Below are 5,365 nucleotides of genomic sequence, written 5' to 3'. Positions count from 1 at the left end.
AAGTCCCGCCTGCCAGCCCGCAAGCGCCGCGAGGTGGTCGCGCGTGGCCGCGGCAAGGGTGCCCGGCCCGTCGAACAGGGGCACCACCGCGCCGCCGGGCGGCAAAAGGGCTGTCTCATCGACGAACACGGTCTCGGTGTCCGCCGTGCGCACGGCCTGGAACGGTCCCCGCCGCAGCGCGAAGGGCACGATCCGGGCGCGCCATGTTCCCGCCTCGTCCAGCAGCGGCAGGCCGCCGGCCCGCACGCCCCGGACCGGGACGACCGGCCGCGCCCGACCGCGCTGCAGCTGGATCGCCAAGGGCAGGCGCAGGGCAAAACCCGGCAGCTCGTCCATGCAGAGGGCGACCGCGGCACCCTGCCCCGGCACCACGGAGGACACCGTGGGCGTCCAGCCGAGGCTGCCATGGGCGGCGAAGGAAAGGGGGGCCAATCGCGTCATGTCGTCTTGACGGCCCGGCGCGCGGCTGCGCACCGGCCGCGGTCAAACCTCGGGCAGGAACAACTGGATATCGGTCGAGTTCAGGTTGAAGTCGGGCAGGTCGGTGTGGTCGAGATTGTCCACCCGCAGGATGCTGTCGGACGTGACCGCGCCCGTTGCATCGAAGGCAAGGCTCCAGACGAACAGGCCGCTCTCGTCGCCGGTCACGGCGATGATCGACTGGTTTTCGAGACCGTCGATCCGGGTCTCGGCCATGGCGATCACATCGTCATCCTCGGCCCCCACGAGCCCCTCGAAGATCACGATCCCCGTGTCCGCCGCCAGCGTGACACCCTCCGCGCCGTCGCCGATGCGTTCGACCGCCGTGCCCCGGTAATGGGGGAAACTGGCGAAGACCTGGATCACATCGCCCTCGGCCCCGAGGTCGAAGCCCTGCACGATGTCGAAGCCGGAGGTCGACTGGCTGTCGGTCACCACCACGAATTGCGCGCCCGACCCATCGACGCCACCGACCTTCTGGAACCCGTCGAAGTCGGGCGCGCCGCCCTCACCGACAAGGTTCATGCCAAGCCCGTAGAACTCCGTTCCGTCGACACCGGACAGGGTGATGGTCACGAGATCCAGCTGCTCCACCCCGGTATCACCGCTGAAAGCCGTGACATCGACATCGAGGCTGAACCGGGCGTAGCCGAAGCCTTGCTCCGTCGTTCCCCCCTCGGGCTGCGCTCCGTTGGAGGTGAACGCCCCGTATCCCGCAACCTCGCCCGGTGTCACCGAGCCAGTCCAGAACAGGTCGAACTCGAGGGGGACGGTGGTTTCCGATCCCACGAACTCGAGAAACGCCGCGCGGTCGACCGATATGGTCGCCTGCCCATCGGTCACGGTGATGTTCACCGCCGTCTCAGCACCCGTGGTGTTGCCCAGCGCGATGAAATCATCGTCCGTGTTTCCGGGTGTCGTCTCGCCGCCGTCAAGGAATTCGAGGATGCCGCCGCGCGCGACCATCACGTCGGTCTGCCCGTCGTTGCCGGTTGTCGTGAGCGTCAGGAACCCGAGGTCGGTGACGTAATCGTAGGACACCGTCCGCTCGTATCCCTCGGGCGTGGGCAGCCCCAGCAGATCGAGCCTGATGGCTTCGCCCGTATCGGGATCGACCTGCAGGGCCGATCCGACGGCGAAGTCGTCGAACACCCCGTCCCCGTCGAGATAGGCCGAGACATCGACCGGCAGCGATTGCACCGAGCCGTCGAAGGTGTTGATCCGCACGAGGTAGGCCTCGGACGTGGTTTCGGTTGCCAGGTCTTCGCGGAAGAACAGCACGACCGGCGCGCTGTCCCCGCTGGACAGGTCGAGCGGCAGGAAGACGTCGTTTTCGCCCAGCGTGGCCGCGGCGAGTTCGGGCGCGATATCGCCCAGCGCGATGTCGAAGCTTTGCACGGCGGTGGCGGCGGTGTCGAAATTATCCGCCGTCCCGAAGGCCGGCAGCGCCTCGGCCAGGCCGTTCGACGGAATGCGGTAGAGCGTATAGAGCGGGTCTTCGCCCTGCGTCACCGCAAGCGGGTCCAAGCTGCCCGACAGGTTCCCCTGCAGCACGTAAAGCGCGTCGTCCCGCAGGAACAGGCTGCTGCTGAGGGCCGCAAGGCTGCCACCCTCCCCCCCGTCGAAGGCAAAGGACTGCACCGGGGCGGTGCTGTCGCCGTCATAGACCAGCACCATGTTGTAGCTGATGCCTCCGGGCGGGCCGGCCACCTCGAGCGTGGCGATGCCGAGGCCGTTCAGCAACACCGCCCCGTCGAGGAGCGCGATCTCGACCGCTTCGGGAACAAGGGCTTCCGCATCGGCCACCGGATCGACGGCCGTCGTCCCGACATTGACCACCGTGCTGCCCTCGGCGCCGATCTGCGAATTGATCAGCAGGTCGAGGGTCAGCGTCGCGCCGCCCGCGCTGATGGTCACCGAGCCGGCCTCGGTCATGCCGTCGAAGGATGCAAGCGTGGCATCGGGGATCGAGATGGTGAAAGCGCCGCTGGCGTCGGTGCGGAAATGGCTGCCGCCCGGATCGTCATCCGGCCCGAAGGTCACGTCGAAGTCGCCGCTGGCCGAGGTTCCGGTCAGCCGGACCGTGACGGCCGTGCCCTCGGGCACGTTCGAGACGGTTCCGCCGCCTTCGTCACTCTCGGCCGCCTCCTGAAGCGCGGCAAACTCGACGGCGTCGTAAAGGACAAGGTCGCCCTCCTTCTCGCCGTCCTCCAGCGTGATGGCCACCGCCGGATCGGGCACGGCGTCGATGGTCAGATCGGCCGTGGCCGGGTCCGAGACATTGCCCGCCGCGTCGATCACCACGGCCGAGATCGTGTAGACGGCATCGGCCGTGCCGCTCAGGTCAAGCGGCGCTGTCGTCCAGTTGCCCGACGCATCGGCGGTCACCTCGATATCCGCATCGAACAGGTCCGAGGACAGGCGGACCGTGGCGTCGCCCTCGGCCCCGCTGCCGGAAATCGTGACCGCGGCGATCTCGGTGTCGTCGATCTGGCTGTCCGCAAGCGTGATGACAGGCGCGTCCGGCTTGCCGAAATCCGCCGGGATGGTCAGGCTTGCCTCGGACGAGACATTGCCCGCGGCGTCGGTCTGCGTGGCCGTCACGGCGGTGTCGCCGTCGGTCAGACGCCCGTCGAGCGCGACGACGGCCACACCCTCCGCGTCGGTCGTGACGGTCTGCGCGGTGCCGCCGATGCTCACACTGATCTCGGTGTTCGCCTCGCCGGTCACGGTCAGCGTCGCGCTCGCGGCCTCGGCGCTGTTCACGACGCCGTCCGCGCCCGCATCCGTCAGCGCAAGGCCGGGGGCACCCGGCGCGGTCGCGTCGATCTCGAGGGGGGTGGTGGTCGTCACCGGGGTCACGCCATCCGTCACCGTCGCCTCGATGATGTAGTTGCCCTCAAGCCCGTCGAGCGAGACCGAGGCGCTCCAGCTGCCGTCGGGCTCAAGCGTGGCGGTCGTTGCGGGAACAACCTCGGTCGTTCCCTGCAGGACGCGGACGCTGACGCTGACGGCATTGCTCGAGCTGCCGGTCACGGTGACGGGGGCCGCGATCTCGGCGGCATTGGCGAGGTTCCCGACGGGAAGCGCGTCGATGGACACGGTCGGCGCGCCGGTCTCGACCACGAAATCCACCGCCGCGGAGCTTGCCGAGGCATTGCCCGCCGGGTCCGTGGCCACGGCCGTCAGGGTGCGGCTGCCGTCGGCGGGGGCCGCGATGTCGATGGACCATGTGCCGCCCGACACGGTCGCGGTGCCCGCCGACTGGCCGTCGATGAAGATCTCGACGCTGTCGCCGTCGGTGCCGGTCCCGGTGACGGCAATCGGCGCTTGCGCCTCGAGCGCGGTCACGAGGTTGTCGCCCGTCACCGCGTCGATCCCCGGCACATCCGGCGCGACGGTGTCGACGGTGATCTCGAATCCGGGAGCGGTCGCCGCGGTGTTGCCCGCCGCGTCGCGGACCACGGCTGACAGGGTGTTGCTGCCCTCCACCAACGCGCCCAGCGCCCCGCCGTCCAGCGAAACGGTGACGCGACCGTCCTCGCCTGCGGTCACCACCACCTCGGGGCCGCCGTTCAGGCTGAAGGTCACCTCGGCCCCCGCCTCGGTCTGGCCGGTGAACGCCGCGCCGGAGGTCTCGGCCGCGCTGATGACACCGTCATCCCCGCCGGACAGCGCGACCTGCGTCAGCGCCGCGGGCGCGGCCCCGTCGATCTCGTAGGTCGGCACCCCGGTTGCCGCGCCGGAGGTGACACCGTTCAGCGTGGCGGTGATGACCGGAACGACCTGCCCCTCGGTGCCTGCGGCAAGCAGGGCCGCTCCGTTCGTGGTGACGGTCCAGGCGCCGGTCTCATCCGCGGTGACGGTCCCGGTCGCAAGCCCGATCTGGTAGGTGATCGTTGATCCGGCGCGAGCGGTGCCCGACAGCGTGATGGTGTTCTCCGCGCCGCCGTTGCCAAGCGTGTCGGTGGCCGGCGTGAACTCGGTGACCTGTGGCCTGAGCGGCACGACGGTGTCGAACAGGTCCGGTGTCTCGTTCGCGGTGCTCAGGGCCGACGGACCCTCCGTCGTCCCGACGCTCTGGGTGACCGCGGTGGTCAGCGTGCCCTGCACCACGGTCTGCGAAGCCTCGAGCCCGCCCAGGTCCTCGGCGCTGTCGATCTCGTTCGCGGCGGCCACCAGCGCCGTGGCCAGGTCGGCCGCGGAGACCTGGATCGCCGGGCCCGCCGCGGCAAGCGCGGTCTGGATCGCCGCCGGATCGTCGAACGGGTCGCCCCCCTCGCCATCGGAGAGGTCCTGCGCCAGCGCGGCCAGCACCCCGTCGACGGCCGCGTCGGGATCGTCCGGCGCGGCGGCCGAGACAAGGTTGATGACGGCGGCGATCTTGGCGGCCGCCTGAAGTTGCGACAGGTCGCCGGTTTCGGCCACGGCCGAGGGGTCGTCGTTCAAGAGGTCACCCTGCAACCCGAGCGAGGCCGCAAGGCTGGCCGCCGCCTCTTGCGGGGTGGGCGGGGTGCCCGAGGTGTCGGACGCGATGATCGTCTGCACGACCGTCGTCAACGGCGTGACCACCGTCGAGCCGGCGGGGGCCTTGAGCGTGCCGGTAAAGGTCTCGCCGGTCGAGATATCCACCCCGCCCCGCGCCACGAGGGGCACGCCGTCCGCGAACAGGGACGAGTCGAAACTGCCGTCGGCCTGCGTCGTGGTGAAGGTCTCGCCGGGGTCCTGGATGCCGTTGTCATTGGCGTCTCCGAAGACCGTCGCCCCCGACAGGTAGCCGTCCACGACATAGGCCAGTTGCGGCGCAGGATCGGGGCCGGAGCCACCCGTGTCCGGCCCCGCGCCCCCTGCCCCGGCACCGCCGCCTCCGCCCGCCGCCCCGAGC

2 protein-coding genes are annotated in these 5,365 nt (G+C 70.1%); both read right to left on the bottom strand.

The annotated features are described in order from the left end of the window. Window positions 1–441 (bottom strand): SapC family protein (locus QQK83_RS18785; protein WP_284266895.1); only part of this gene is annotated, 441 nt, incomplete at its 3' end. Between the two features lie 42 nt (window positions 442–483). Continuing rightward, a partial coding sequence (locus tag QQK83_RS18780; protein WP_284266893.1) for a beta strand repeat-containing protein occupies window positions 484–5,365 on the bottom strand: 4,882 nt, incomplete at its 5' end.

This window comes from Roseicyclus amphidinii (assembly GCF_030163755.1).
Lineage (GTDB): Bacteria > Pseudomonadota > Alphaproteobacteria > Rhodobacterales > Rhodobacteraceae > Roseicyclus > Roseicyclus amphidinii.
Note: the sequence above shows the minus strand (reverse complement) of the source record. Positions and strands in the feature narration are given on the sequence as shown.